The organism is Streptomyces sp. CHD11 (assembly GCF_018638295.1).
GTDB lineage: Bacteria > Actinomycetota > Actinomycetes > Streptomycetales > Streptomycetaceae > Streptomyces.
The window spans coordinates 55,982-81,405 of the sequence record NZ_JABTTS010000033.1 but is presented as its reverse complement, the minus strand read 5'-3'; the positions used below and the strand labels follow the sequence as shown (position 1 = coordinate 81,405).

At 72.4% G+C, this 25,424-nt stretch carries 23 protein-coding genes; 9 read left to right on the top strand and 14 right to left on the bottom strand.

Annotation, left to right across the window (positions count from 1 at the left end):
• Positions 1–109 precede the first annotated feature (109 nt).
• Positions 110–682, top strand: coding sequence for an RNA 2',3'-cyclic phosphodiesterase (thpR, locus tag HTV45_RS28630; protein ID WP_215208792.1), 573 nt, complete (start codon positions 110–112; stop codon positions 680–682).
• Positions 683–809: 127 nt separating this feature from the next.
• On the opposite strand, the gene HTV45_RS28625 is transcribed toward thpR, so the two are convergent.
• The 3 genes from HTV45_RS28625 to HTV45_RS28615 form a co-directional block, all read right to left on the bottom strand.
• Complete coding sequence (locus tag HTV45_RS28625) at positions 810–1,802, bottom strand: aldo/keto reductase (RefSeq protein ID WP_215208791.1); 993 nt, start codon at positions 1,800–1,802, stop codon at positions 810–812.
• A 5-nt stretch (positions 1,803–1,807) separates the two neighbouring features.
• Positions 1,808–2,437 (bottom strand): Uma2 family endonuclease, encoded by a 630-nt coding sequence (locus HTV45_RS28620; protein WP_215208790.1) that lies wholly within the window; start codon positions 2,435–2,437, stop codon positions 1,808–1,810.
• A gap of 111 nt (positions 2,438–2,548) precedes the next feature.
• Positions 2,549–3,229, bottom strand: coding sequence for a GDSL-type esterase/lipase family protein (locus tag HTV45_RS28615; protein WP_215208789.1), 681 nt, complete (start codon positions 3,227–3,229; stop codon positions 2,549–2,551).
• A gap of 88 nt (positions 3,230–3,317) precedes the next feature.
• Here HTV45_RS28615 and HTV45_RS28610 point away from each other — a divergent pair, with 88 nt between their 5' ends.
• Positions 3,318–4,307 (top strand): WD40 repeat domain-containing protein, encoded by a 990-nt coding sequence (locus HTV45_RS28610; RefSeq protein ID WP_215208788.1) that lies wholly within the window; start codon positions 3,318–3,320, stop codon positions 4,305–4,307.
• A gap of 23 nt (positions 4,308–4,330) precedes the next feature.
• On the opposite strand, the gene HTV45_RS28605 is transcribed toward HTV45_RS28610, so the two are convergent.
• Positions 4,331–5,119 carry a TetR/AcrR family transcriptional regulator gene (locus HTV45_RS28605; RefSeq protein ID WP_215208787.1) on the bottom strand — a complete coding sequence of 263 codons (789 nt, stop codon included), beginning with the start codon at positions 5,117–5,119 and terminating at the stop codon, positions 4,331–4,333.
• A gap of 88 nt (positions 5,120–5,207) precedes the next feature.
• Here HTV45_RS28605 and HTV45_RS28600 point away from each other — a divergent pair, with 88 nt between their 5' ends.
• Positions 5,208–6,182: an ATP-binding cassette domain-containing protein gene (locus HTV45_RS28600; RefSeq protein WP_215208786.1), complete on the top strand. Its 975-nt coding sequence runs from the start codon at positions 5,208–5,210 to the stop codon at positions 6,180–6,182.
• Positions 6,179–7,000 carry an ABC transporter permease gene (locus tag HTV45_RS28595; protein ID WP_215208785.1) on the top strand — a complete coding sequence of 274 codons (822 nt, stop codon included), beginning with the start codon at positions 6,179–6,181 and terminating at the stop codon, positions 6,998–7,000. Before HTV45_RS28600 ends, HTV45_RS28595 begins: the two co-directional genes overlap by 4 nt.
• Positions 7,001–7,282: 282 nt before the next feature.
• Here the strand turns inward: HTV45_RS28595 and HTV45_RS28590 are convergent, their stop codons facing one another.
• Positions 7,283–8,464 (bottom strand): hypothetical protein, encoded by a 1,182-nt coding sequence (locus HTV45_RS28590; protein WP_215208784.1) that lies wholly within the window; start codon positions 8,462–8,464, stop codon positions 7,283–7,285.
• Positions 8,465–8,817: 353 nt separating this feature from the next.
• On the opposite strand from HTV45_RS28590, the gene HTV45_RS28585 reads away from it, so the two are divergent.
• A complete protein-coding gene (locus HTV45_RS28585) occupies positions 8,818–10,278 on the top strand; it encodes an MFS transporter (protein ID WP_215208783.1) in 1,461 nt (486 codons plus the stop codon).
• A gap of 259 nt (positions 10,279–10,537) precedes the next feature.
• On the opposite strand, the gene serC is transcribed toward HTV45_RS28585, so the two are convergent.
• The 7 genes from serC to HTV45_RS28550 all read right to left on the bottom strand — a co-directional run bounded on the left by serC (position 10,538) and on the right by HTV45_RS28550 (position 17,829).
• Positions 10,538–11,656 (bottom strand): phosphoserine transaminase, encoded by a 1,119-nt coding sequence (serC, locus tag HTV45_RS28580; protein ID WP_215208782.1) that lies wholly within the window; start codon positions 11,654–11,656, stop codon positions 10,538–10,540.
• Between the two features lie 182 nt (positions 11,657–11,838).
• Positions 11,839–13,089 carry a cytochrome P450 gene (locus tag HTV45_RS28575; protein WP_215208781.1) on the bottom strand — a complete coding sequence of 417 codons (1,251 nt, stop codon included), beginning with the start codon at positions 13,087–13,089 and terminating at the stop codon, positions 11,839–11,841.
• Complete coding sequence (locus HTV45_RS28570) at positions 13,086–14,321, bottom strand: cytochrome P450 (RefSeq protein ID WP_215208780.1); 1,236 nt, start codon at positions 14,319–14,321, stop codon at positions 13,086–13,088. The genes HTV45_RS28575 and HTV45_RS28570 overlap by 4 nt, the downstream gene beginning before the upstream one ends.
• Positions 14,318–14,902: an ATP/GTP-binding protein gene (locus HTV45_RS28565; protein WP_215208820.1), complete on the bottom strand. Its 585-nt coding sequence runs from the start codon at positions 14,900–14,902 to the stop codon at positions 14,318–14,320. Before HTV45_RS28565 ends, HTV45_RS28570 begins: the two co-directional genes overlap by 4 nt.
• Positions 14,903–14,939: 37 nt before the next feature.
• Entirely contained in the window at positions 14,940–15,287 is a 348-nt protein-coding gene (locus tag HTV45_RS28560) for a DUF742 domain-containing protein (protein ID WP_215208779.1), read from the bottom strand.
• A complete protein-coding gene (locus tag HTV45_RS28555) occupies positions 15,284–15,691 on the bottom strand; it encodes a roadblock/LC7 domain-containing protein (RefSeq protein ID WP_215208778.1) in 408 nt (135 codons plus the stop codon). Before HTV45_RS28555 ends, HTV45_RS28560 begins: the two co-directional genes overlap by 4 nt.
• Positions 15,688–17,829, bottom strand: a complete 2,142-nt coding sequence (locus HTV45_RS28550; protein ID WP_215208777.1) for an ATP-binding protein — start codon at positions 17,827–17,829, stop codon at positions 15,688–15,690. Before HTV45_RS28550 ends, HTV45_RS28555 begins: the two co-directional genes overlap by 4 nt.
• 289 nt (positions 17,830–18,118) lie before the next feature.
• Between HTV45_RS28550 and HTV45_RS28545 the strand changes: the two genes are divergently transcribed.
• Positions 18,119–21,052: an FAD-binding and (Fe-S)-binding domain-containing protein gene (locus HTV45_RS28545; RefSeq protein WP_215208776.1), complete on the top strand. Its 2,934-nt coding sequence runs from the start codon at positions 18,119–18,121 to the stop codon at positions 21,050–21,052.
• Between the two features lie 144 nt (positions 21,053–21,196).
• On the opposite strand, the gene HTV45_RS28540 is transcribed toward HTV45_RS28545, so the two are convergent.
• The gene (locus HTV45_RS28540; RefSeq protein ID WP_215208775.1) at positions 21,197–22,717 is read right to left on the bottom strand and encodes a hypothetical protein; all 1,521 of its coding nucleotides are present in this window, start codon (positions 22,715–22,717) and stop codon (positions 21,197–21,199) included.
• Between the two features lie 315 nt (positions 22,718–23,032).
• The gene (locus tag HTV45_RS28535; protein WP_215208774.1) at positions 23,033–23,485 is read right to left on the bottom strand and encodes an NUDIX hydrolase; all 453 of its coding nucleotides are present in this window, start codon (positions 23,483–23,485) and stop codon (positions 23,033–23,035) included.
• Positions 23,486–23,712: 227 nt separating this feature from the next.
• On the opposite strand from HTV45_RS28535, the gene HTV45_RS28530 reads away from it, so the two are divergent.
• The 3 genes from HTV45_RS28530 (at position 23,713) to HTV45_RS28520 (ending at position 25,398) form a co-directional block, all read left to right on the top strand.
• Positions 23,713–24,666 (top strand): DMT family transporter, encoded by a 954-nt coding sequence (locus HTV45_RS28530; RefSeq protein WP_215208773.1) that lies wholly within the window; start codon positions 23,713–23,715, stop codon positions 24,664–24,666.
• Positions 24,667–24,778: 112 nt separating this feature from the next.
• Positions 24,779–25,141, top strand: coding sequence for a DUF6247 family protein (locus HTV45_RS28525; protein WP_215208772.1), 363 nt, complete (start codon positions 24,779–24,781; stop codon positions 25,139–25,141).
• A 17-nt stretch (positions 25,142–25,158) separates the two neighbouring features.
• On the top strand, positions 25,159–25,398 hold the full coding sequence (locus HTV45_RS28520; protein WP_251692897.1) for a hypothetical protein: 240 nt from the start codon (positions 25,159–25,161) through the stop codon (positions 25,396–25,398).
• Positions 25,399–25,424 lie beyond the last annotated feature (26 nt).

The window sequence follows — 25,424 nt, the reverse complement described above, 5'->3', positions numbered from 1 at the left end:
CGCTCCTCCCCGGCCGCCGCTCGATTGCGTACAGCCGCGCGGTACAACGATACGCACGGCGGCCAGGACACGCGGGAGTGTACGGACGTTCCCCTGTGAGACTGGACCCATGAGACTCTTCGCCGCCGTGCTGCCGCCCGAGGACGTGGTCCAGGAGCTCGCCGACGTGGTCGGGCGGCTGCGGAAGCTGCCCGGGGCCGACGGGATGCGGTGGACCGGGCGGGCCGGATGGCACTTCACGCTCGCGTTCTACGGGGAGGTCGACGACGGGCTGGTACCGGAACTGACCGACCGGCTGGCGCGGGCCGCGGCCCGCACGCACCCCTTCGAGCTGGCCCTGCACGGCGGGGGCCAGTTCGGGCACGGCAGGGCGCTGTGGGCCGGGGCCGCGGGGGACCTGCGCACGATGCGGCTGCTGGCCGGGCGCGCGGGGGCCGCGGCCCGGAAGGCCGGGGTGGGGAGGGAGGACCACCGGCGCTACCGGGCCCATCTGACGGTGGCCCGCAGCCGGGACGCCGTCGACGTACGGCCGTACCTCGACGCCCTGCACGGCTTCCGTGGCCGTCCCTGGACCGTGGACGAGCTGGTGCTGGTGCTCAGCCGCCTGCCGACGTCCGGGGTGCCGGGCGAGCAGCCCCGTTACGAGGCGGTCGCCCGCCGGGCCCTGGGCGCGGCCGGTTAGGCTCACAGGCGTGGACCCGAAGACCCGGAACCGGATCATGGCCGGTGCGCTCGTACTGATGTTCGTCGTCGTGGCGCTGGCGGCGGCGCTGGGCGGGTAGCGCCGCCGCCGGCCGCCGCGCGCGCTGCTACCAGGCGAAGGCCTCGGGGGACGGACCCGGCCCCGGGAAGATCTCGTCCAGCGAGGTCAGCAGTTCCTCGCTCAGCTCCAGCTCCACCGCACGCAGCGCGGACGCGAGCTGCCCGGCGGTGCGCGGACCGACGATCGGGCCGGTCACCCCGGGCCGGGTGAGCAGCCAGGCCAGTCCGGCCTCACCGGGCTCGATGCCGTGCTTCTCGAGAAGGTCCTCGTAGGCCTGGATCCGGTCGCGCGCGGCCGGATCGGAGAGCGTGTCGGCGGCCCGGCCGGAGGCGCGGCGGCCGCCCTCGGCCTCCTTCTTGATGACCCCGCCCAGCAGACCGCCGTGCAGCGGCGACCAGGGGATGACCCCGAGCCCGTACTCCTGCGCGGCCGGGATGATCTCCATCTCGGCGCGGCGCTCGGCGAGGTTGTAGAGGCACTGCTCACTGACCAGGCCGATGGTCCCGCCGCGCCGGGCGGCGATCTCGTTCGCCTGCGCGATCTTGTAGCCGGGGAAGTTCGAGGAGCCGACGTAATGGATCTTGCCCTGCTGGATCAGGACGTCGATCGCCTGCCAGATCTCCTCGAACGGAGTCTGCCGGTCGATGTGGTGGAACTGGTAGACGTCGATGTAGTCGGTGCCCAGCCGCTTCAGCGAGGCATCGACCGCGCGCCGGATGTTCACCGCGGACAGTTTGTCGTGGTTGGGCCAGGCCTCGCCGTCGGCGGCCATGTTCCCGTACACCTTGGTGGCGAGGACCACCTTGTCGCGGCGCCCGCCGCCCTTCGCGAACCAGCTGCCGATGATGCTCTCGGTGCGGCCCTTGTTCTCGCCCCAGCCATAGACGTTGGCCGTGTCGACGAAGTTGATCCCGGCGTCCAGCGCCGCGTCCATGATGGCGTGACTGTGGGGCTCGTCGGTCTGCGGACCGAAGTTCATCGTCCCGAGGACGAGCCGGCTGACCTTGAGACCTGTGCGTCCGAGCTGCGTGTACTTCATGTTCATCAAGCCAACGGCTTGGAGTGCGCTCCATGCAAGAGGGGCCGGTCCCGGGGGAAGTCGCCGGTGGGCACGGTCAGGTCGGCCACGGTGCCGGTCAGATCGATGTCGTCGCCGAAGTCCACCCTCGTCCTCGTGACGTAGTCGCCGTCCTTGGGGTCGGTGTAGACGTAGCAGCGGCCCTGATAGGGGTCGGCGATGACGTAGAGAGGGACCTCGGCGGTCGCGTAGGCGGTCTTCTTCGGACCGTAGTCGTTGGCGGCCGTGCCCTCGGAGATCACCTCGAAGACGAACCTGACGTCCTCGTAGCGCCAGTGGTTTCCCTCGTCCTTCTCCGCGGAGGCACGGAGCACGGCCACGTCGGGACAGAGGCCGTTCTCGTGCCCCGGGAAGTCGATTCGGACGTCCGAGAACACCAGGGCGTCCTTCCCGAACCGGGCTTCAACGGCCATCGCCATCTTGAAGATGATGGTCCAATGGGTGTCACGCTGCGGTGTCATGTAGACGGTGCCCCCGACGATCTCGACTTTGAACCCTTCGGGGACGGGCATCCGCTCCAGCCGCTCGAACCACTCGTCCAAGCTCTGGGTGTTGTCGCTCTCGGCCATCGCGATCCTGTCGTCAAGGACGGTCATCGTGGCGCGCTCCTCCCCGGCCGCCCACGGACGAGTGCGGCCGCGCGGTACAACGATACGCACGGTGAGCAGGTCACGGTGCCGACCGCATATGCCGGACGGGCGGGACGGTCACTCCGCCCCGTCGTACGGCCCGCCCAGGTCCCACTCCCGCCACATCGCCTCCGCGAACGCGCCCGCGATTCTGTGTTCGCCGGTCTCGTTGGGGTGGGTGCCGTCGTAGGTGTCCGTGTGGAAGTCGTACGAGGCCGGGGGCGGGACGAGCACCAGGGAGGAGCCCGGTTCGTCGAGGTCGGCGACGGTCTTCGCGAGAAGTTCGTTGAAGCGGGTGACCTGCCCGGCGAAGGAATCGTCCGCCTCCACCCGGATGTTGCGGACCACCGGCATGACGGCGATGCGGATGCGCGGCGCGGCGGCCCTCGCCTCGGCGACGAACGCGCGGACGTTGTCGGCCGTCTGCTCCGCGTTGGTGTAGAAGCCGAGGTCGATCAGACCCAGCGAGACCAGCAGCACGTCCGCGCGGCAGGAGCGTACGGCCTCGCCGATCAGCGGGGTCATATGGTGCCAGCCCTCGCCCCAGCCGGCGAGATGGGCGCGGGGGAAGTCCGGATCGGCGTACGCGTAGGACGTGGGGGCGTCCGCCGCCGGGTCGTGCAGCGTCTCGCGCGGGCCCACCAGGGTGAAGGGGCCGCCGTACGCCGCGCACAGGTGCTGCCACAGCCGGTAGCGCCAGGTGTGTTCACCCGCGCTCCCGATCGTCATGGAGTCACCTACGGGCATCAACCTGAGCACCCGCTCATCATGGTCGATCGGCCGGGCCGTCGCGATGTGAGACCGGCCACCCGCCGTGAAGTCCGCTGAACAATGGCACCCTTGGCACATGCGCCGACCTTTCGTCCTGCTCGCCGCGGCCCTTCTCACGGGCGTGCTCGCCGTCCCCGCCTCCGCAGCCGCAAGCGGCGACGGAAACGACGGGTTCTCGATCGACGACCCGCGCATCACCGAGTCCAGCGGGCTCGCCGCCTCCCGGCAGCACCCGGGCATCTACTGGACCCACAACGACAGCGACGACGGCCCCTACCTCTACGCCGTCGACAGCGCGACCGGCGAGACCGTCGCCCGGCTCACCCTCACCGGTATCGGCGCGCCCCGCGACGTCGAGGCCATCTCCATCGGGCCCGGCGACAGGATCTTCGTCGGGGACATCGGGGACAACCTCGGCGGCACCTGGCCGTACGTCTGGATCTACGAACTGCCCGAGCCGAAGAAGCTGCGGGACGCGACCGTGCGGGCCACGCAGTACGTCGTGAAGTACTCCGACGGGCCCCGGGACGCGGAGTCGATGGTCGTGCACCCGAAGACCGGGCGCGTCTACATCGTCGACAAGAAGGAGGAGGGCGGGCATCTCTACGAGGGGCCCGAGAAGCTCTCCGCGTCCGGCGAGAACGTCTTCCGGCCGATCGCCCCGGTCGAGCTGTGGGCCACCGACGCCGCGCTCTCCCCGGACGGGCAACGGCTGGCGGTGCGCGGCTACTTCGGCGGTATCCACTACACCTGGAACGGCGGGAAAATCCAGCGTGTGGACCGGCTGAGCGTGCCGCTCCAGGGGCAGGGGGAGTCCGTGACCTACTCCGCCGACGGCTCCCGGCTGATGTTCGGCAGCGAGGGCTCCGGGAGCCCGGTCGAGTCGCGCGAGGCGCCGGGCGCCGGTGAGAGCGGGGGCGGTGGCGGGAAGGGCGCCCGCGCGGAGGACGGGAAGGACGCCGCGGGGGCGGAGAGCGGGGACGACGTCAAGCTCGGGGGCGCTGTCGCCGTGGCCGTCGTCGTCGCGATCCTGTTCGGGCTGACCCGGCGGCGCCGCCGGAGCTGAACCGGGCGGCGCGCGGAGGCTGTTCAGGACGTGTCCGCGGCCGCCCGCTCCGCCGTCCGCCGGGTGACGAACCCCTCGAGGCCGTCCAGGATGCGCTGGAGTCCGAACTCGAAGTGGTCGAAGTCGGGGCCGAAGGTGTCCTCCGAGAGCCCGGCCAGGACGGGATAGCGCCCGCTGTTCATCGCCTTCTCCAGGGCCGGCTGCTGCGCCTGCCAGAACTGCGCGTCCGTCAGTCCGGAGGTGCGCTCCGCCTCCAGCTGGTACACCTGCGTACGGGCGGCCCCGACGACGTACCCGTCGATCATGGTGATCGCCGACAGCAGCTCCGGGTCGGACAGGCCCATGGGCTTGATCCGGGCGAGCACCCTCTCCATGCCGTCCAGCGCGCCCGGCCCGAGGATCGGACGGGACTGGTTGACCTCCAGCAGCCAGGGGTGCCGGCGGTACAGGGCGAGGGCGGCCCTCCCCAGCGCCTCCAGCGCCGCGCGCCAGCCGCCGTCACCGAGGTCCGCCGGGTTCTCCGAGGGCCGCTGGACCCGGTCCAGCATCAGGTCGAGCAGCTCGCCCTTGCCGGGGACGTAGCGGTACAGGGACATCGTGCCGGTGCCGAGTTCCGTGGCGATGCGGCGCATCGAGAGCGCGCCGATCCCGTCCCGGTCGGCGACCTCGATCGCGGTCTCCACGATGCGGTCCAGCGTCAGGCCCGGTTTCGGCCCGCGGCTGGGCCGTGGCCCGGTGTCCCACAGCAGGTCGAGGGTGCGGGCGATGTCGCCGCTGCCGCTGGTCTCGGTACCGCTCCTGCCGCTGCTCATGAGGTCAGTCTAGGACCGGGCGCAACAACTGAGTACGGTGTACGCGCAATCGGGTACGCTGTACCCAGTTATTGGAAGGGGGACCCCCATGAACGAGTACGACGACGGCTGCGCGGTCCGTGCCGAAGGGCTGGAGAAGCGCTACGGCGAGAAGCGCGCCCTCGACGGCTTCGACCTCACCGTCCGGACCGGCACGGTGCACGGGCTGCTCGGGCCGAACGGCGCCGGCAAGACCACCGCCGTGCGCATCCTGTCGACCCTGATCCGGCTCGACGGCGGCCGGGCCACGGTGGCCGGGCTCGACGTCGCCCGGAGCGCGCGCGAGGTGCGGGCGCGGATCGGCCTCACCGGCCAGTACGCGGCGGTGGACGAGGTGCTCACCGGGCGGCAGAACCTGGAGATGTTCGGCAGGCTGTTCCACTTCGGCGGCCGGCGCGCCGGGGCGCGGGCCACCGAGCTGCTGGAGCAGTTCGACCTGACCGGCGCCGCCGACAAGGGCGTGGGCGACTACAGCGGCGGCATGCGGCGCCGCCTGGACCTCGCGGCCTCGATGATCCTCGCGCCGGCCGTGCTGTTCCTGGACGAGCCGACCACGGGCCTGGACCCGCGCAGCCGGGGTGAAGTCTGGGACTCCGTACGGGCGTTGGTGGCCGGCGGCACGACCGTGCTGCTGACCACGCAGTACCTGGAGGAGGCCGACCGGCTCGCCTCCCGGATCACCGTGATCGACCAGGGCAGGTCCATCGCGGACGACACCCCGGACGGGCTGAAGAACCTGGTCGGCGGTGACCGTATCGAGGTGGTGGTCGCCGAACGGTCGGAGATCCCGCGCGTGGTGAAGGTGGTCGCCCGGGTCGCGGAGGGCGAACCCGAGTCCGACGAGACCGAGTTGCGGGTGCACGCCCCCGTCACCGACCGGGTGGCCGCGCTGACGGACGTCGCCCGCGCCCTCCAGGACGAGGGCGTACGGGTGGAGGACATCGGGCTGCGCAGGCCCAGCCTCGACGACGTGTTCCTGCGCCTGACCGGACACCGCACGGAGAAGGAGAAGACGGCCGTATGAGCGCGCTCGACCTGACCGGACCGGCCACCCGCGGCCGCGCGTACTGGGCCCTGGCGGACTGCTGGAACATCGTCCGCCGCGGCCTGACCCACTACCGGCGCCAGCCGGTCAACATCGCCTGGCAGCTGGGCTTCCCGATCCTCTCCGTCCTCCTCTACGGCTATGTCTTCGGCAGCGCGATGAGGGTGCCGGGCGGCGGGGACTACAAGGACTTCCTGATGCCGGGCATGTTCGTCATGACGATGGCGTTCGGCTTCATCAACACGGCGACCGTGGTCGTCTACGACTCCACCAAGGGTGTCATCGACCGCTTCCGCTCGATGCCGATGGCCCCCTCCGCGGTGGTGGCCGGACGTGGGGTGACCGATCTGATCGTCGCCTGCGCGGAGTTGGGCATCCTCATGCTGACCGCCCTGGCGATGGGCTGGCGGCCGGACGGCGGCTGGGGTTTCCTGGCGGCGTTCGGACTGCTGCTGTGGCTGCGGTTCTCGCTGATCTGGCTCGGTGTCTGGCTGGGCCTGCTGGTGCCCAACCCCGAGGCCGCCGGCGGACTGTTCGCGGTCGCCTTCCCGCTGACGATGATCTCCAGCATCTTCGTCGCCCCGCAGCTGATGCCCGACTGGCTGGGCTGGGTGGCCGCCTGGAACCCGATCTCCTCCACGGCGGCGGCGGCCCGCGACCTCTTCGGCACCCCGGTCGGGAACGGGGACTCCTGGGTGGAGCAGCACGCGCTGCTGATGGCGGGCGTCTGGCCCCTCGTCCTGACGGCGGTCTTCCTGCCGCTGGCGGTACGGAGGTTCCAGCGGCTGAGCCGGTGAGGAACGGCCACCGGGGACCGTCCCCGTGCGGGTCCACCGGCCGAACGGCTGGCATACCGCCCGTCCCGCCCGTCCCGCCCGTCCCGCCCGGTCGTCGGCGGGACGGGCGGGACGGCCGGAAGGTCAGGCTCTTCCTCCCGGACGGGGACAGCACGACCCACGGGGTGCTCGTAGCCGTCCCCGGCTCCGTGGCGGTGCTGTGCGCCATCGCGCTGGGGCTACGGCTGGGGCCGGAGATGATCTGGCGGCGCCGGGAGGCGCCGTGACCGCGGTGCCAGTGGTTCAGTCCGCCCGCGCCGGCTGGACGACGCGGGTCGTCGAGACGACATCCGGCAGGGGGCGTTCGCCGGTGAGGACGGGCTCGCCCGAGGGGTCGTTCCCGAGGTGCTTGTCGAAGAAGGCGGTGGCGTAGACGGTCAGCGCGTTCTGCTGGGGCGCGGGGGCGAGTTCGCGGTCGGGGCAGGTGCTGTCGTCCTCGCCGAGCGGGGCCGGGGGTGTCCACCGCGTGTTGAAGTAGTTGTGGTTGCCGTCGCGCAGCGAGACCGAGTAGGCCGGTTCGGTGGTGAGCCCCACGACGTCGTCCAGATACTCCTGGCCCTGCTCGTGCACCGCGCCGTCACAGCCGGAGGTGACGACGGCGACGGGCGTCCGCGTGACGAGCGCATCGGCGTTGCCGTCCCCCGGGGGGTCGAACTTCACGGGCGCCAGGGCGAGTACGGCGCCGACCCGGACCCCGTCGGGAATCTCGTCCCGGTGCTTGTCCGACGCCTGCCACATCACGCCCTTGCCGCCCCGGGAGTGCCCGATCGTCCCGACGCGTTCCAGGTCCACGTGCCCGCGCAGCGAGGGCAGGCTGTCGGCGAGCGGGCCGCCGCCCGAGTCGAGCTCCCGCCACAGCCGCAGATGTTCGTTGATGATGCGGGCGCGGTCCCCGTAGTCGAAGGACACCATGTTGATGCCGTCCGCACTGAGCGAGACGACCACGTAGCCGCGCGCGGCGAGGGCCCGGCCGAGGTAGTCGTAGCCCAGGTGGCTGGGGTACGGCTCGCCCCGGTCGCAGGGCCAGGACTGGGCGTCGGGGTCGGTGCACGCGTACCAGGAGCCGTGGGAGATCACCACCAGGGGCAGCTTGCCGCTCAGCCGGCGCGGTCGGTGCACCACCGCGCGGATCTCGCTGACCGTGCCGGAGACGGAGTCGGTGAACGCCGTATCTCCCAGGTCGTAGTACTCGGTCACCGTCCCGGTCCCGGTCACCGTCCCGGTCACCGTCCCGGTCCTGGCCACGGCACTGTCACCGGCCGCCACTCGGAGAGTGCTCCCGGCGGTCCCGGCGGTCCCGGCCTCCCCGGCCGCGGTGGCCGTACCGGTCGTGCCGGTGAGGCTCGCGCCCAGCAGCAGTGCGGCGATCAGCGCCCCGCCGGCGGTGGCCCGGGTCCTCGTGTGCGCGCGTGTGCGTGGTTTCATTCCGCTTCTCCTGTCGGCCTTCGCGGCCGGCCACCGGGTCCCGGCGCCGGGGGGCGTGGCCCGCCCCCCTCAGAGACGACGGAGCGGGTGGGTCGGTTGGGACGGATGTTCCGGAGGCGCGGTGGTGGCCGGGCGCGGGGCGAAGCGCCCGCCGCGGCGGGCGCCGGGTGGAAGGGGCGACACCGTCCTGTGAACCGGATCACGGCTTCGGGCGGCGCGGAGGGGGCGGGGCCCGGTGGTTAGACTGGAGTTCTGCTCGGCCCCACGGCCGAGGTGGTCAGACCCGGGCGTCCGGTGTCTGGTCCGAGGCTTGAAACCTCCGGCGCTCCTCACAGAACCCCGGAGGTTTCTGCATGTCCGTCCCGTCGTCCCCGCCCGCGGTTCCCGACCCCCGCCGATGGTGGGCGCTGTCGGTGATCGCCCTGACGCAGTTGGTGGTCGTGCTCGACGCGACGATCGTCAACGTGGCCCTGCCCCAGGCCCAGATCGAACTGGGGCTGAGCGACACCGAGCGGCAGTGGGTCATCACCGCCTACGTCCTGGCCTTCGGCGCGCTGCTGCTGCTGGGCGGACGCGTCGCCGACTACTGGGGCCGCAAGCGCAGCTACATGGTCGGGATGCTCGGGTTCGGCGCCGCCTCCGTGTGGGGCGGCCTCGCCCAGAGCGGGACCGAGCTGATCGCGGCGCGCGGCCTGCAGGGCATGTTCGCGGCGCTGCTGGCACCCGCGGCGCTCGCGCTGCTGACGGTCACGTTCCCGGCCGGGCGCGAGCGCGGCACGGCGTTCGCGGTCTTCGGTACCGTCGCCGGCACCGGTGCCGCGGTGGGTCTGGCGCTGGGCGGCGTCCTGACCGAGTACGCCGACTGGCGCTGGTGCCTGCTGGTCAACATCGTCTTCGCCGTGGTCGGCCTGGCCGGCGCGCTGCTGTTCGTCTCCGAGAGCCGGGTCGACGGCGCCCACGGGTACGACATCTGGGGCACCCTGGCCGTCACCCTCGGCCTGGCCGCCCTGGTCTACGGGTTCACCCTGGCCGAGTCCGGATGGACCGAGCCGGACACCGCCGGCTTCCTCGCCGGCGGCCTGGTGCTGCTCGCGGCGTTCGTGTGGATCGAGGCCCGCGTCGCGCAGCCGCTGCTGCCGTTGCGGATCGTGCGGGACCGGGTCCGCGCCGGAGCGTTCCTCATCCACGCGGCCATCGGCGCCGTCTTCATCGGGATGACGCTCTACCTGATGTTCCACCTGCAGCTCGTGCTCGGTCTCTCTCCGCTGCTCGCCGGACTCGCCAGCCTCGCGATGACCTTCGCCACCATGGTCACCGCACCGGTGGCCGCCAGGCTGCTGCCCCTCTGGGGGCCCCGGGCGCTGATGACCGGTGGGCCGCTGACCGCCGCGGCCGGAATGCTGTGGCTGACCTTCATCACCCCCGACGGAAGCTACTGGACCCAGGTCTTCGGCGGTCTGGTGGTCGTGGGTATCGGCATCGCGTTCGTGATCGTCCCGGTGCAGAACGTCGCGCTCACCGACGTGGGCCACCACGACGCGGGCGCGGCCTCGGCCCTGGTCAACTCCACCTTGCAGATCGGCGGATGCGTGGGCCTGTCGGTGTTCACCACGCTCTACCTCAGCGCCGTCGAACGATCCGCCGCCACCGGCGCCGACCGGGCCGCCGCCCTCACCGACGGCTACTCCGCGGTGTTCCTGGCCACGGCCGTCACCCTGGTGGCCGCGGCGGCCGTCGCCGCGGCCATGCTCCGCGGCACCCGCCCCGCCGTCGCACCGCGACAGCCCGCCGAGCTGCCGGTCCACACCGGCTGATCACCTGGCGGCACGCCCTCCCGGCCCTCGTGCCAGGGGGCAGCGGGGTTCCGGGTCCCCACGGCTCGGGCAGCAGGTGACCAGGGCCAGGGAAAAAGGTACGAGGGACGTTCGAGGGAGAAGCCCGGCGAGGCGTCGGCGCCCGGGCCCAGCCGGCCGGCGGCGGAGGCGACGAGGGAAGTGAGCAGGGCGTAAGGACGCGAGAGGGACGCCCGGTGGAGGATGATCCGCCGGGCGCCCCTCGTCGTGCGGGACGTGTCTACAGCTGCTCGATGACGTAGTCGACGCACGTCGTCAGAGCCTCGACGTCCGACGGGGCGACCGCCGGGAACATCGCGACGCGGAGCTGGTTGCGGCCGAGCTTGCGGTAGGGCTCGGTGTCGACGATGCCGTTGGCGCGCAGCACCTTGGCGACGGCGGTGGCGTCGATCTCGTCCGTGAAGTCGATGGTGCCGATGACCTGGGAGCGCTTGGCCGGGTCGGTGACGAACGGGGTGGCGTACTTGGATTCGTCCGCCCAGGTGTACAGACGGGTCGAGGAGTCCTTCGTACGGGCCGTGGACCAGTCGAGGCCGCCCTGGCCGTTCAGCCACTCCAGCTGCTCGTTGAGGAGGAACAGGGTGGCAAGCGCCGGGGTGTTGTACGTCTGGTTCTTGCGGGAGTTGTCGATCGCCGTGGGGAGGCTGAAGAACTCCGGGATGTGGCGGCCGGAGGCGTGGATCCGCTCGGCGCGCTCGATCGCGGCCGGGGAGAAGACGCCGATCCACAGGCCGCCGTCGGAGGCGAAGGACTTCTGCGGGGCGAAGTAGTAGACGTCCGTCTCGGCGATGTCGACCGGGAGGCCGCCCGCGCCGGAGGTGGCGTCCACCAGGACCAGGGAGCCCTCGTCCGCGCCGGCCACCCGCCTGATCGGCATGGCGACACCGGTGGAGGTCTCGTTGTGGGTGAACGCGTAGACGTCCACGCCGGTTTCGGCGGCCGCCTCGGGGTGCGTGCCCGGGTCGGAGGAGATGACGGCCGGGTCGGCGAGCCAGGGGGCGAGCTTGGACGCCTTGGCGAACTTGGAGCTGAACTCGCCGAAGGTGAGGTGCTGCGACCTGTTCTCGATCAGACCGTGCGTCGCGATGTCCCAGAACGCGGTGGAGCCGCCGTTGCCGAGGACCACCTCGTAACCCTCAGGGAGGGAGAAGAGCTCGGAGATGCCCTCCCGCACCGCGCCGACCAGGTTCTTCACCGGGGCCTGGCGGTGGGAGGTGCCGAGCAGGGACGTGCCGGTCGCGGCCAGGGCGTCCAGCGCCTCCGTCCGCACCTTGGAGGGACCCGCGCCGAAACGTCCGTCGGCGGGCTTGATGTCAGCGGGAATCTGGATATCAGCCACGAGCGGAGCCTAGCGGCTGCGGGAAACCCCGGCGAAACATCGTCCGTCCGCTGAGACGGTGAACGGGAGGAACGGGGACGGCCGGGGGACGGCCGGGGCACGAACGGGGCACGAACGGGGGACGGGTGGTGGACGGGTGGTGGGGCGGACCGGGGGGAGGTCCGTCCCACCACCCGCGTCGCTCACCCGCCGAGCTTCACCGGAAGCTCGAACAGGTCGTTCTGCGTGACCACCGGCTTGTTGCGCAGCTCGCTCGCCGGAACCGCCAGGTCCAGCCCCGGGAAGCGGGCGTAGAGGGCCGGGAGTGCCACACCGGCCTCCAGCCGGGACAGCGCGGCGCCGGGGCACACGTGCGGGCCGTGGCCGAAGGAGATGTGCCGGCTGGCGCTCTCGCGGGTGATGTCGAAGTCACCGGCCGTCGGGCCGTGTGCCTGCTCGTCCCGGCCGATCGCCGCGTACGACACGATCAGCGCGTCCCCGGCGGGGAGGACCTTGTCCCCGACGGGCACGTCCTCGGTCGCGAACCGGATCAGGACGTGCGAGGTGGGGGTCGAGTGGCGCAGCGTCTCCTCGACCACCGCCGACCAGTCCGCCTTGCCGGACAGCACCAGCTCGCGCTGCTCCGGGTGGGTGGAGAGGTTGAGCACCGCGTTGACGATGAGGGAGATCGTCGTCTCGTGACCGGCCGCCACCATCAGCTGGAGCGTGGCCACGATCTCCTCGTCGGTGAGGCTGTCGCCGTTCTCCGACGCCTGGATGAGCGCGGAGGTCAGGTCGTCACCCGGGTTCTCGCGCTTGCGCGCGACCGTCTCGGCCATGATCCCGGCGAGCTCGGTCAGCGTCGCGATGACCTCCTCGGGCGGGGTCTGCGTGGAGAAGAACTTCTCGAAGAGCACCTTCAGCCGCGGCAGCCGCTCCTCCGCCAGCCCCATCAGGTCGGCGATCACGTACATCGGCAGCGGATAGGCGAACGCCGCCTTCAGGTCCACCGTGTCGCCGGACTCCGCGGCCACGTCGTCGAGCAGCCCCTCGGTCAGCTCCGTGATCCGCTCCCGCATCCGCTCCACCCGGCGGGGCGTGAGCGCCTGCGCGACCAGCGTGCGCAGCCGGCGGTGGTCGGAGCCGTCCACGGTGAGCATGGAGCGGGGCGGGTTGGCCAGCCCGATCAGCGGCCAGTCGGGGGCTATCTCGCCGCGCTGCCAGGCACCCCAGACGTTGATGTCCTTGACCAGCCGCGGGTCGGTGAGCAGTTTCTTCGCCTCCGCGTGGCGCGTCACCGCCCACACCGGCACACCGCCGGGCAGCGTGACGGCGGCCAGCGGCCCCGCGGCCCGCAGCGCCGCGCTCTCGCCGTCCAGGTCGGAGACGAAGGGGTCGAGGAGGATCCGGGACTGTTCGCCACCCGTCGTCGTGGTGTCCGTAGCAGCCGTCATGCGCGCGTGCCTCCAAGGGCGGGAGTGGGTGTGAAGGTGACCGGGAGTTCGGACAGACCGCGCAGCCACGGTGAGGGGCGGCGGGTCAGCTTCGCGGCCGGGACCGCGAGATCGATGTCCGGCAGCCGGTCCAGGACGACCTCGATACCGGTCCGGGCGATCACCTCGGCGACCTCCTGCGCCGGGAACGGGCAGCGGTGCTCCCCGTGGCCGAAGGAGAAGTGGGCGCCGTTGCCGCCGGTCAGCGCCGAGCCGTCGGTCCGCACCTGGGGGTCGGAGTTGGCGCCCTGGAGGCCGAGGAGCAGCATGTCGCCGGCGCGGACCCGGCGGCCGCCGAGCTGGGTGTCGCGGGACGCCCAGCGGGCGGCCACGTTCTGCGTGGGCGTGTCCTCCCACAGCACCTCGTTCATCGCCTCGGCGACGCTGTTGCGGCCCCCGAAGAGGGAGGCGGCGAACCGGGGGTCGGTCAGCATCAGATGCAGCGAGTTGCCGATCCAGTCGGCGGTCGGCTGGTGACCGGCCGCCATCATGACCATCATGTCCTGGACGATCTCCTCCTCGGTGAACCCCGAGGTGTCGGTGAGCATCCGCGAGGCGACGTCCTCGGCGGGCGCGCTCCCGCGGGCGGCCACCAGTTCCGTCATCGACGTGAAGAGGTGGGTCTGGCCCGCGAGCGCGCGCTCCCGCCCGTCGATCATGTCGTTGAGGGCGGTGACCAGCGCCGGGCCCTCCTCGTCGGGGAAGCCGAAGAGCCGGGCCAGCACCCGCACCGGGAGCAGCATCGCGAACTCGCCGATGATGTCGGCGGCGCCCTGGGGGCAGATGCCGTCGATCAGTTCGTCCGCGAACTTCTCGGCGTAGCCGCGCAGTTCGAACGGGTCGACCGCCTCCAGCGCGTTCACCAGCATCCCGGCCCGCTCACGGTGCCGTTCGCCGACGGTGTAGAGGATCGACGGCTGTCTGCGGCCGATCATCGGCAGCAGGGGCCAGTCGTCGGGGATGTTGTCCCACTGGTTCCACAGGTCGGAGTCGCGGCTGAACAGCACCGGGTCGCCGGTCACCTGGTGCAGTTCCCGGTAGCCGAGGACCAGCCACGCCGGCGCGTCCCCGTCCAGCACCACCGGGACGACGCTGCCGTGCTCGCGGCGCAGCTCCCGGTACACCCGGGCCGGGTCGTCCTGGAGCAGGGGGCCGCTGAACGGGACGGCGTTGGGGACGGTGGCGGGACTCACACCAGCTCCTGACGGGGGGCTCGGGCAGGGTCGGCGTACAGGGTCTGGATGTGCTCCACGAGTGTGATCAGCACGATCTTGCTGGACTCACGGGACCGCGCGTCGCAGTTCACCAGCGGTACGTGCGGGTCGAGGTCGAGGGCCTCGCGGATCTGCGTCGGGGTGAAGGTGGCGCCTCCGAAGTCGTTGCAGGCCACGATGAACGGCGTGCCGTGCTGCTCCAGCCGGTCGATGGCGTACCAGGAGTCGTCGATGCGCCGGGTGTCGACCAGCACGACCGCGCCGAGCGTGCCGGAGAACAGCCGGTCCCACAGGAACCAGAAGCGTTCCTGGCCGGGCGCGCCGAACAGGTACAGCACGTTGTGCGCGTCGAGGGTGATGCGGCCGAAGTCGAAGGCGACGGTGGTCGCGGTCTTGGCGCTCACACCGCTGGTGTCGTCGACGGCCTCGCCGGCCTGGGTCATCGTCTCCTCGGTGTTGAGGGGACGGATCTCGCTGACCGAGCGGACCATGGTGGTCTTGCCGGCGCCGAAGCCGCCCACGACCACGATCTTCAGGCCGTTGTCGGCCGACGCGCCCAGCGGTGCACGGGTCTCGGTGACCGTGTCCGTGCGCGGGTCAGAGGTTGCGGAGTCCAACGAGCACCTGCTCCAGGATGTCGGGGTCGGGTACGGCGGCCTTGCGGGGATGACGGGCACTGACCCGGCCCGCCGCCTGTAGGTCGGAGAGCAGGATCCGGGTGATGCTCACGGGCAGTCTCAGCTCGGCCGCGATCTCCACGACGGCCGTGGGGCGCCCGGTCATCCGCAGGATCGCCGCGTGCTCGGACTGCATGCCGGGCACCGGATCGCATTCGGCGACGACCAGGGTGACCAGGTCGAAGGGGTTGTCGGGACCGGAGCGGCTGCGTCCCTGGGTGAGGGTGTACAGCCGGTCGGGGGCGTCGTCCCTGCCGGGCCGGCTCATGAGCTGCGCGGCAGCGCGGTCAGGTGCTCGCCGAGCTGCTCCACGAGTTCGCTCATGTTGTGCCCGATGAGCCCGGCGTCGGCCTCCTCGCTGGTGACGACGGCCAGATGGGCGCCGTTCCCGGCCTCCACGATGAACAGCACGCCACCGTAGAACTCGGTCATCGCGGAGCGCACCCCACCGCTGCCGTCGCCGAACTCGACGGAGGCGCCGTGGGACAGGGACTGGATGCCGGCGGAGATGGCGGCCAGCTGGTCGGCCTGGTCGGCGGACAGCTCCGGGGTACGGCACAGTTTCAGGCCGTCACGGGAGAGCACGAGCGCGTGCCGCGCGCCCGGCGTTCGCTCCAGCAGGCCCTCCAGCAGCCAGGTGAGCTTCTCGTCGGCGGTCGTCGTGCCGGTCATGAGGTGGTGTCGCCTTCCGGGGTCGCGGGAGTGGTCCGTGCTTCGGGAATCGGGTCGGGGGTGGTACGCGTGCCGGCGGGGCCGGTGCCGGGAGTGTCCGCGGCCGCGGGGGTGTCCGGGTCGGCGGTGTCGTCCGGGGTCGGGGTGCGGACGGCCTGGCGGAAGCTGCTGAAGCGCGCGGTGCGGGCTCGCGTCTCCTCGGCCGTGGGGGCGGGCCGGGGGGCGGAGGGCCCGCTGGTGCCGGAGCGGCCGCGCTCGGCTTCGGCCAGGGTCCGGCCCCGGCGGCGGCGGGGCAGCACGATGGCCTCCGTCTCGTCGGTTTCCGGGGTCGGCGACTCGTGGGTGGGGACCGGGTCGGGGTCGAGGTCGGCCCCGGCGCGGGAGGCGGCGTAGGAGGGAGCGGGGCGGGCGCTTCCGAGGGGCGTGGGGCCTTCGGCCGGGGTGGCGTCGGTGCCGGTGGTGGGGTCGCCGCTGTGCGCGGTGGTGTGGCTCGTCTCCGGTTCCGGCCGGCCGGGGGTGGCGGCGCTGGCCGGGAGGGCTGCCGGGCCGTCGGGCCGGCTGCCGTTCCGGCGCTGGGGAAGGACGATGTCCGCCGGATCCGCGGAGGAGCCCGCGGGACCGGCCGGGAACCCGGCCGCCGTGGCGCCGGCCGGCGGGATGGTGCGGGACGGCGCCGGCGAGGGCGTACGGGGCGGGGCCGGCGAGGGGGTCGTTCCGGCGGGCGTCGCGGTGGTCACCGGCAGCGGTGCCGAGGGCCCCGCGTCCGCCGGTACGAGGATGTCCTGCGGGACGAGTATCAGTACGCCCGTGCCGCCGCGGGCCGAGGGGCGGTAGGAGACCCGCAGCCCGTACCGCCGGGCCAGCCGGCCGACCACCGCGAGGCCGAGCCGGGTACCGGTGAGACCGCCGAGCTCGGTGCTCTCGCCGGAGACCGCGCGCTCCGCGCGGCGCAGCTGTGCCTCGCCCATCACCAGCCCGCTGTCCTCGACGGACACGATGACCCCGGCCGGGACCTCCTCGACGTAGACGTGCACCTCGGCGGTCGGCGGTGAGAAGTTCGCGGCGTTGTCGAGGAGTTCGGCGAGCGCGTGCATCACGCCCTCGGCGGCGTGGCCCGCGACGGCGGTGTCGCTGGCGGAGTGGACGCGGATCCGCTGGTAGCCGCTGATCCGGCCCATGGCGCCGCGCAGGATCGACTCCATGGCGATGGGCCGGGCCCAGCGCCGGCCGGAGCGGGCGCCGGTGAGGACGGCGACGGAGTCGGCGAGCCTGCCCGCCTGCGCGGTGCGGTGGTCGAGGTGGAGCAGGTCGGCGAGGACCTCCTCGTCGTGGTGCTTCTCCTCCATCGCGCGCAGGTCGGCGAGCATGCCCGTGGAGAGCGCCTGCATCCGTCCGGCCGCGTTGGCGGTCGCGGAGACGGCGGCGGCCCGGATGCCGTTGGCCTCCCGCAGCCTGGTGGTCAGCCGGGCGTTCTGTTCGCGGAGCCGGTCGCCCTCGGACATCAGCTCGGTCCGCTCGTCCTCCAGCCGCTTCAGCTCCTCGGCGTGGTCGCGGGCCGTGCGGGCGGTGTGGGCGGTGTGTTCCTCGGTGATGAGGTGCAGCTTCGCGGCGTGTTCCCCGGTCAGCCGTTCCAGTTCGGCGGTGTGCGCACCGGTGAGCCGGGTGAGTTCCCCGTCGTGTTCCCGTGTCAGCCGCGCGAGGTCGTCGCCGTACTGCTCGGTGAGCCGGTCGCGTTCGGCGGCCAGGGTCTCGGCGAGGCGGGCCCGCTCCTGGTCCAGCTCGGCGGAGAGGCGGGCGCGTTCCCGGTTGAGTTCACCGGTCAGCCGCTCGTGCTGGCGGCGGGACTCCTCGGACAGCCGGGCCCGTTCCTGGAGCAGGCGCCCGACGTCCTGGGTGACGGACTCCAGGCGGGTGCGTGCCGCCCGCGCCGCGAGGATGAAGTAGGCGGCCACACCGGCGGCCGCGCAGAGCAGCACGGCGGCGACCGTCCCGGTCACCAGGGTGGCGGTGGCCGCGGCCTCCGGGACGAGGAGGAACGCGGTGAGTACCGCCGCCGCGGCGAGCGCCGCGGTGAGCAGGGGGACGGGCACCATGCTGCGGGGGGTGGGGCGGTCGCCGGGGAGCAGGGGGGAGGTCATCAATCAGGTTCCTCGGTCGGGTCCTCGGTCGGTCCGCGGGCGTGCGCCGTCGTCTCCGCGCGGCCCTCGGGGGGTTCGATGGGACGCCGGACCTGTTTCTGGGGTCGCTTTTCCGAACGAGGTCCGACAACTGCGCGCAACTCGCGGTCACTATATGAGAGTTCGTGATTGTCTTGGGAAGATTCCGGTTCCACTCTCGATAAACGCCGTGTTTCCGGGCGGCGGACCGGCGCCGCGGGCGGTGTGTTCCGCCGCCCCCGCCCGGCCCGTGCGGAGGCATCCTGAGGACATGACGGATCACCGGGAACTGCGGGCCGCACTGCGCGCCGCCGTGGGCGGCGAGGTCGACTTCTCCGCGACCGCACGTGCGCTGACCACGATGGATGCCTCCAACTACCGCCGGGTGCCGCTCGGTGTGGTGGCGCCACGGGACGCCGACGACGTGGCGGCGGCGCTGTCGGTGTGCCGGACGTACGGGGTTCCCGTGGTGCCGCGCGGCGGCGGCACGTCGATCGCGGGGCAGGCGACCGGCACGGGTGTAGTGCTCGACTTCACACGGCACATGAACCGCCTGCTGTCCCTCGACCCCCGGACCCGCACGGCCGTCGTCCAGCCCGGCCTCGTCCTCGACCGCCTCCAGGAGGCCGCCGCCCCGCACGGCCTGCGCTTCGGCCCGGACCCCTCCACCCACAGCCGCTGCACCCTCGGCGGCATGATCGGCAACAATTCCTGCGGCGCCCACTCGGTGGCCTGGGGCACGACGGCCGACAGCGTGCGCGAGCTCACGGTCCTCACCCCGCGCGGCGAGCGGCTGCGCCCGGGACCGGCCTGGGCGGGTGCCCCGGACGGGCTGCGCGCGCTGGCCGACGGCGAACTGGCCCGCCTGCGCACCGGGTTCCCCGACCTGCCCCGCCGCATCTCCGGCTACGCGGTGGACGCCCTGCTGCCCGAGCGGGGCGCCGACGTCGCCCGCTCCTTCTGCGGCTCGGAGGGCACCCTGGGCGTGCTGACGGAGGCGGTCGTGGACCTGGTACGGGCACCACGCGCGCGCAGCCTCGCCGTGCTGGCGTACGCGGACGAGAGCGGGGCGGCGGAGGCGGCGGCGGGACTGCTGGAGCACGGCCCGCTGACCGTGGAGGGCATGGCGGCGGATCTGGTGCCGCCGGACGCCGGGCTCCCGCGCGGGGGAGCGTGGCTGTTCGTGGAGACCGGCGGGGACACGGAGGCGGAGGCCCGCGCGCGTGCGGAGACGATCGTCCGCGCGGCGGACGTCCTGGACGCCCTGGTGGTCACCGACCCGGCCCGCCAGGGCACGCTGTGGCGCGTCCGGGAGGACGCGAGCGGGACGGCGACGCGGATGCCGGACGGGACCGAGGCCTGGCCCGGCTGGGAGGACTGCGCGGTACCGCCCGCCCGGCTCGGCGCCTATCTGCGGGACTTCAGGGGGCTGCTGGCCTCCCACGGCCTGCGCGGCACCCCGTACGGACACTTCGGGGACGGCTGCATCCACGTCCGCATCGACTTCGACCTGCTGACCGCGCCGGGCGTCGCCCGCTTCCGCCGCTTCTCGGAGGAACTGGCCGGCCTGGTCGTCTCCTACGGCGGTTCCCTCTCCGGCGAACACGGCGACGGCCAGGCACGCGCGGAGCTGCTCCCGCGGATGTACGGCGCGGAGACGGTCGCCCTCTTCGGACGGGTGAAGGCCCTCTGGGACCCGGACGACCTGCTGAACCCCGGCATGCTGGTGCGCCCCGCACCCCTGGACGCCGACCTCCGCTTCTCCGTCCTCCCGCGCGAACCGGTGGACGTCGCCTTCGGCTACCCCGCAGACGGCGGCGACTTCCCGGCTGCGGTACGGCGCTGCGTGGGCGTCGCCAAGTGCCGTACGACGTCGGTGTCGGGAGCGGCGGTGATGTGCCCCTCGTACCGTGCGACGGGCGAGGAGGAACACTCCACGCGCGGGCGCGCCCGCCTGCTGCACGAGATGCTCGCGGGCGAACTGATCACCGACGGCTGGCGCTCCACGGAGGTACGGGACGCCCTGGACCTCTGCCTGTCCTGCAAGGGCTGCCGCTCGGACTGCCCGGTCGGGGTCGACATGGCCACGTACAAGGCGGAGTTCCTGCACCACCACTACGCGGGCCGCCGCCGCCCCGCCGCCCACTACGCGATGGGGTGGCTGCCGGTGTGGCTGGGCTGGGTGGCGCGGACACGTACCGCGGGGGTGGTCAACGCCCTGGCCTCGATGGGTCCGCTCGCGCGCGTGGCGAAACGGCTGGGCGGGATCGCGGGGGAGCGGGCGGTCCCCCGGGTGGCGGGGGAGACGTTCACGCGGTGGTGGCGGGGGCGGTCCGGGCCGCCGGGCGACGGCGGACCCGCGTCCTTCGCCGGGGACCTGCCGGGGCCCCCGGCAGGTGCCAGGACCGCGTTCCCTGCCGGAGACCGGCTGGTGGTCCTCTGGCCGGACACCTTCACCGAGCACCTGTCGCCGTCGGTGGGCCGGGCGGCCGTGCGCGTGCTGGAGGCGGCGGGCCTGCGTGTGGCGCTGCCTCCGACCCTGCGGACGGCCGGCAGGGTGGGCGACGCCCGCAGCCGCTCGGCCCTGTCCCTGCTGACGGCCCGCAGGAGCCGGGTCTGCTGCGGCCTGACCTACATCTCCACGGGCCAGCTCGACCGCGCCCGCGCCGTCCTGCGCCGCACCCTCGACCTCCTGGAACCGGTCCTGGCCACCGACGCCCCCCTGGTCGTCCTGGAACCGAGCTGCGCGGCGGCCCTGCGCACGGACGCCCCGGAACTCCTCCACGACGACCCCCGCGCGGCGCGACTCGCCTCCCGCGTCCTGACCTTCGCGGAAGCGCTGGAGCAGTACGCCCCCGACTGGAAGCCACCGTCCCTCAACCGTCCCGTCACCGGCCAGACCCACTGCCACCAGCACGCGGTACTGGGCGACGCCCCCGACCGCCGCCTGCGCGCGTCGGCCGGCCTCACCGGTGAACTGAGCGGCGGCTGCTGCGGCCTGGCCGGCAACTTCGGATTCGAGAAGGGCCACTACGAGGTGTCGGCCGCCTGCGCCGAGGAGCAGTTGCTCCCCTCGGTCCGGGACGCCCCGGAGGAGGCGGTCGTCCTGGCCGACGGCTTCTCCTGCCGGACACAGCTGGAGCAGCTCGCGGACGTCCGGGGGCGGCACCTGGCGGAGGTCCTGGCGGAGGCACTGGAGACATAGGTGAGCAGTCGCCGCCCTGGTGTCCTCGACGCGCTCGGCTGAGCTGCCCCGGCCTCCGCCCCCGGCTGTCCGCCACCCGCAGCGCGTCGGCGAGGGCGGAGGGCGAGGCACTCGGCGAGGTGGCGCCTACGTGGAGGCGGACGTCTAACGCCCACCGCCGCCACGGCCACGCCCGCGCTGCCCGCTCGGCTGCTGGGGCCACTGCGAGGCGGACGACCCATGGTGTCGCTGGGAGTTGTCGCCTGCGTACGGAGTTCGGGTGGGGTTGAAGCCGGCGACGTCCTGCGGCATGCCGTAGGGGGCGGCGGGCTGGGCGCTCGTGGTCCCGTAAGACTGGCCGTACTGGACGTCTTGGGCGCTGTAGCGGGCTCCGAACCGGACCTGGCCGTTCCCCGGCGACGTGGTGGAGGACGAGGCGCCGTACGGGTTGGCCGTGTACGGCGCGGTGCCGACGTGCGAGGCAGGAGCCCCGTACTGCATACCGGGCGGGTTGTACATGTCGACCGACGAGCTGGACGAGGACGATGCGGTGGTCGGTGACTGTCCTGCGGACCCGGACTGGATCTGGAAGTCGTTGTCGGCGTGGGCTGTGAACGCTGCCCGGCTCAGGGGGTGGCCGTAGCCCCGGATCACGTCGTCGCTGTCGCTGCCGCTGTCGCTGTTGCGAACGGTGCTCGTGCTGGTGATGTGGTAGGTCTCCGCACCGACCCCTTCGGACTGTATCCACCTCGCGGCGTCGTTCAGACTGATGGGGTCACGGGGTACGGGAGCGGCCGGGAGCGGGTGGTGCAAGGTCGGTAGCGCCAGGGCGCGGAGGTCCCGCCCGTCGGCGATCTGGCTGTGGTCGACGGAACCGGTCTGGATGTTGTCGAGCCCGTAGGTCTGCGGGTTCGTGACCCTGGCCTGCAGGGGCCATGTGTCGATGTGCGCCGACTCGGGGCGGTTCGGCGGTCCGATGATGACCATCGCGTGTCCGGGCTCGAGGTTCGCGCGCGTCACCTGGGTCCCCCGGAGCCTCCTGTTCGCCTCCGTGAAGGCGTAGGCACTCTGTTCGTCGCAGGCGCCGGCCCCGACGTGTGATGCGAGCACCGCGGTCTGGCCGAGCCACCTCGCCGTGTCCGTGGGCATCCTGAGGCTGTCGTCGAGCAGGACCTCCATGAGCGCGTCGTAGCTCTGACCGCCACTGTTGGCGATGTCGCTGATCTGGTTGGTCGCGAAAGGAACGGCTTCCATGGTGTCCGCGGTGATCCTCCTGGCCCAGTCGCGGCGCGCCCGGTACAGACGGTTTTCCTGTTCCGGTATGGATTCCATAAGTCGACGGTCCGTACGAAGGTCCTCTGCGGACCTGCTGTGTGCCGTCCTCGCCCGCCTCTCGACGTCCCGGAGTGTCGTGAGCACCGTCGCCCTGTTGGTCGCCTCGCTGTCCCTCAGCTCCTGGTACCTCTGGTTCCCCTGCGGGTCACGCCGGGCCCAGCCGATTCCCTGCCTCTGGTAGGCGTCCAGTCCGATGAGCTCGTTGATCGCGTGGGCGAAGTTGTCGATCTCGTTCCGGGGGCGGCCGAGCCGACTCTGCCGGCGCCGGACGCGGTCGCGGATACTCCGAAGCTGAGCGCGGTCGTCGTCCAGCTCTCTCTGCATTCCGACCATTTGTTCCGGGGTCGCCATAGCCGTCTCCTTCGTTGCGATCTGACCACAGCACTACGAGTGGGGACGGTCGATGGGTTCACGCCCGCGATCGACGCGGTGTTGTCCTCGTCGAGCCGCTGTGGGCGCCGCCCGTGCCGGGCGGCATCCGTCGCACGCGGGATCGCCGAGTCGTCCCGGGCGCCCTGTGCCGACCGGGCGGATCCGGGTTCCAGGGGCCGGCCGTGACGTTGCCGACGGTCACCGGCCCCGGTCTGCTGCCCGGCGCGCACGCCGGAGGACCGCGAGCATGCCCGGAGCGCCTTGTTCCTTGAGGAGAGGCGGCCGACGGCACTCTCAGGGAGCCGTCTCCCCCCGTACCAGCGGGCCGCACACCGGCTGGGTTCCCTCCGGGAGGCCGTCCGGGCGGCACCAGCGGGCCTCGATGATCTCGAAGGGGTCGAGGCGGAGTTCGCCGCCCAGGAGGCGGGCCTCGTAGGCGACCTCCATGCGGGTGCGCAGGCCGCTGTTCAGCATGACGAGGCGGCCCACCTCCACGTCGAGGTCGGTCTCCTCCTTGACCTCGCGCACCACGGTGTCCCGGAAGTCCTCGCCCTTGCGGGCGAAGCCGCTCGGCAGGCCCCACTGGCGGTGCGGGGGCCACATCCGGTGCCGGAGCATCAGGACGCGCCCCTCGTCGTCGCGCACGACACCGGTCACGCCGACCACGAACTTGGCGTGCAGCAGCCACATGATGCGGCTCTGCAGCGGGCGCAGGAGTCGCCAGAGACGGACGAGAAGGCGTCGCACAGGGCCTCGGATGCTGGGAGCGGACAGGGGGGGGGATCACCAGGGGAGACGGTACCCGGTGGGGTCCACGTCGTGGACGGAGTTGACCGAGGCGCCGAGCGGGCCTCATCGTCAGGTATATACGTGCTTTACGGTGCTGACTTAGTGCAATAGGATGGACTAGGCAGTACATCAGGCCGCACGCTCGGTCTGGACAAGTCTCCGCTCCGACGCTCCTGGAAGGCCCCGTGACCACCCCCAGCGCCACCACCCCCTCCACCGCGCCCGGGACGGGCCATGCCTCCGCGCCCGCCCCGGACGGCGTCCCGCGCGGGCGGGGTTCGCTGGGGCCGGTCGGGCTGGTGCTCGCGGGCGGGGTCTCCGTGCAGTTCGGCGGGGCGCTGGCGGTGACGCTGATGCCGCGCGCCGGTGCGCTCGGGGTCGTGACGTTGCGGCTGCTGGTGGCGGCGGTCGTGCTGATGCTGCTGTGCCGGCCGAAGCTGCGCGGGCACGCGCGCGCCGACTGGGGCACGGTGATCGTCTTCGGGGTCGCCATGGCGGCGATGAACGGGCTGTTCTACCAGTCCGTCGCGCGGATCCCGCTGGGCCCGGCGGTCACGCTGGAGGTGCTCGGCCCGCTCACCCTGTCCGTGCTGGCCTCCCGGCGGGCGGTCAACCTCGTATGGGCCGCACTCGCCCTGGCCGGTGTGTTCCTCCTGGGCGGCGGCGGCTTCAGCAGCCTCGACCCCGCCGGTGTCGCCTTCGCGCTGGGCGCCGGGGTGATGTGGGCGGCCTACATCGTCTTCAGCGCCCGTACGGGACGCCGCTTCCCGCAGGCGGACGGGCTCGCCCTCGCCATGGGCGTGGCGGCGCTCCTGTTCCTGCCGCTGGGCATCGCGGAGTCCGGTACCAAGCTCCTCGACCCGGCGGTCCTCGCCCTGGGGGCGGCGGTCGCGGTGCTGTCCTCCGTGCTCCCGTACACCCTCGAACTCCTCGCGCTGCGCCGCCTGCCCGCCTCCACCTTCGCCATCCTGATGAGCCTGGAACCGGCCCTCGCCGCGGCCGCCGGCTTCCTCATCCTCGACCAGGCCCTCTCCACCACCGAGGCCGCCGCCATCGCCCTGGTCATCGCGGCGAGCATGGGCGCGGTGCGGACGCAGGTGGGGCGGGGGAAGGTGAAGGGGGCGAGGGCTCTCTCCTGACGATCGCCGGGCGTGGCGCGGCCTGTCAGGACTAGAGTCGCTGTCGTCTCTCGAAGCAACCGGCCCCGTCGCGTGACCGGCCCGTCCCCAGGGGTACGAAGGGAACAGCGCCATGAGCGTGCAGCACACCGAGACCGTCGGCGACCGCCCACTGATCCCCCGCCCGGAGCGAACACCTGGCGCCCTGCGGGCTGCCTGCACGGTTGTTGCTCCCGGCCTGTTGGCGGCGTATGACCAGGCGAAGGATCAGGCGCTCGCGGAGGCGGTGGAACACGGTTCACTCAAGCCGGTACACGCCTACCTCAGGCATTGGGCCGCCCTGATCGAGATCGAGCGGTACCCGGCCACGGCCAGGGAGTATCACCGCGCGGAGTACCTTGCCCGGATTGCCACCACGGCGGACGAGGCGCAGAGGCATCTCAGGACGGCGAGTTCCCTCTATCGTGAGGCTGCCGAGGCGGTGCGCGCGGAGTGACGTGGCGTTGGGAGTACGTGCCCGACCGCGAGACCGTAGCGGGCGGCGCTCCGGTCGACTTCCTTGCCGAGGTGGCGAAGACGGCCGATGAACTGGTCAGGGCGGCTGAGGTGCTTCACCTGCATGGGCCCGGGTATCAGGGCGCCGACGAGGGCGCCAAGCACGCGTTCGTCGCCGGTGGCTTTTTCGTGTACATGATTACGCCGCGTTCGGAGCTCGTCACCATCTGGCGGGTGACACCCGATCCCCTCGCCTGAGGATCCCGGCGAAGAACCAGGCGGTC

Excerpts from the sequence above, each read along its gene's own strand:
- HTV45_RS28545 (WP_215208776.1), top strand. The coding sequence starts at position 18,119 with ATGACGGATCACCGGGAACTGCGGGCCGCACTGCGCGCCGCCGTGGGC.
- thpR (WP_215208792.1), top strand. The coding sequence starts at position 110 with ATGAGACTCTTCGCCGCCGTGCTGCCGCCCGAGGACGTGGTCCAGGAG.
- HTV45_RS28555 (WP_215208778.1), bottom strand. The coding sequence starts at position 15,691 with ATGACCGGCACGACGACCGCCGACGAGAAGCTCACCTGGCTGCTGGAG.
- HTV45_RS28605 (WP_215208787.1), bottom strand. The coding sequence starts at position 5,119 with ATGAGCAGCGGCAGGAGCGGTACCGAGACCAGCGGCAGCGGCGACATC.
- HTV45_RS28595 (WP_215208785.1), top strand. The coding sequence starts at position 6,179 with ATGAGCGCGCTCGACCTGACCGGACCGGCCACCCGCGGCCGCGCGTAC.
- HTV45_RS28590 (WP_215208784.1), bottom strand. The coding sequence starts at position 8,464 with ATGAAACCACGCACACGCGCGCACACGAGGACCCGGGCCACCGCCGGC.
- HTV45_RS28575 (WP_215208781.1), bottom strand. The coding sequence starts at position 13,089 with ATGACGGCTGCTACGGACACCACGACGACGGGTGGCGAACAGTCCCGG.
- HTV45_RS28620 (WP_215208790.1), bottom strand. The coding sequence starts at position 2,437 with ATGACCGTCCTTGACGACAGGATCGCGATGGCCGAGAGCGACAACACC.
- HTV45_RS28560 (WP_215208779.1), bottom strand. The coding sequence starts at position 15,287 with ATGAGCCGGCCCGGCAGGGACGACGCCCCCGACCGGCTGTACACCCTC.
- HTV45_RS28525 (WP_215208772.1), top strand. The coding sequence starts at position 24,779 with ATGAGCGTGCAGCACACCGAGACCGTCGGCGACCGCCCACTGATCCCC.
- HTV45_RS28585 (WP_215208783.1), top strand. The coding sequence starts at position 8,818 with ATGTCCGTCCCGTCGTCCCCGCCCGCGGTTCCCGACCCCCGCCGATGG.
- HTV45_RS28600 (WP_215208786.1), top strand. The coding sequence starts at position 5,208 with ATGAACGAGTACGACGACGGCTGCGCGGTCCGTGCCGAAGGGCTGGAG.
- HTV45_RS28550 (WP_215208777.1), bottom strand. The coding sequence starts at position 17,829 with ATGACCTCCCCCCTGCTCCCCGGCGACCGCCCCACCCCCCGCAGCATG.
- HTV45_RS28540 (WP_215208775.1), bottom strand. The coding sequence starts at position 22,717 with ATGGCGACCCCGGAACAAATGGTCGGAATGCAGAGAGAGCTGGACGAC.
- HTV45_RS28625 (WP_215208791.1), bottom strand. The coding sequence starts at position 1,802 with ATGAAGTACACGCAGCTCGGACGCACAGGTCTCAAGGTCAGCCGGCTC.
- HTV45_RS28610 (WP_215208788.1), top strand. The coding sequence starts at position 3,318 with ATGCGCCGACCTTTCGTCCTGCTCGCCGCGGCCCTTCTCACGGGCGTG.